We start from the raw sequence: 732 nt of genomic DNA, 5'->3' as shown, positions 1-732 counted from the left end.
ATGCAACCGCGGGCGCATAAAAAAACGCGGCCCGGGGGCCGCGTTTGAGTTTTCCTCGGCTAGAAATTTGCGATTAGTCGAAGCGTCCGCTGGCGTGAGCAAGCATGGTGTAGACCTTGCCCGTCTCGGACGTGAGGTAGGTCTTGGCCAGCATCGAGTCCCGGTCGTCGCGCGAGACCTCGGCGAGCAGGCGCTCGAACTCGTCGACATAGCGATCAACCGTCAGCTTGAACTCCGCGTCGCCACGATACTTGCGGCGGATTTCGTCGAAGGTCTGCTGGCCCTGGATCGTGTAGAGGCGACGGGTGAAGACGTTGCTTTCTCCACGCTTGTAGCGATCCCACAATTCGACCGCCGCATCGTGATCGATCATGCGCGCGATATCGACCGAGATGGAATCCAGCGATTCCAGGCTGTTGACGCGAGACCGATCCGGCCGTCCCGAGGTGCGTGCGGGTTCCGGCCGCTCATCGCGTGAAGCGCGATTGAGAAGGTCGGACAACCAGCCGCTGCGAGCGCCCGCGCCAGCATCGCGCGGTGCGACACTTTCCTCGCGGCGCGGTGCAGGAGAGGCCGGAGCCTGCCGTTGCTCGGGAGCCTTCGCCTGAGGACGGGCCGCTGCGGGAGCGGGCTGGGCGGCGACGGCTTGCGTTTCCACATAACGTGCTGCGGGTGCTGCGGCAGTAGAAGCGGGAGCCGAAGCTGCCGCCTTCACTTGAGCCGGAGCAACTG

General features: G+C 64.3%; 1 pseudogene. It reads right to left on the bottom strand.

What is annotated here, in order from left to right:
- Positions 1 to 73: 73 nt before the first annotated feature.
- Positions 74 to 732 (bottom strand): annotated as a pseudogene (locus AC1DT3_RS23220) (hypothetical protein); the annotation flags it as partial.

The organism is Microvirga sp. P4_G7, from assembly GCF_056401005.1.
The sequence above is the reverse complement of the archived record's forward strand: the minus strand, read 5'-3'. Positions and strand labels throughout refer to the sequence as shown.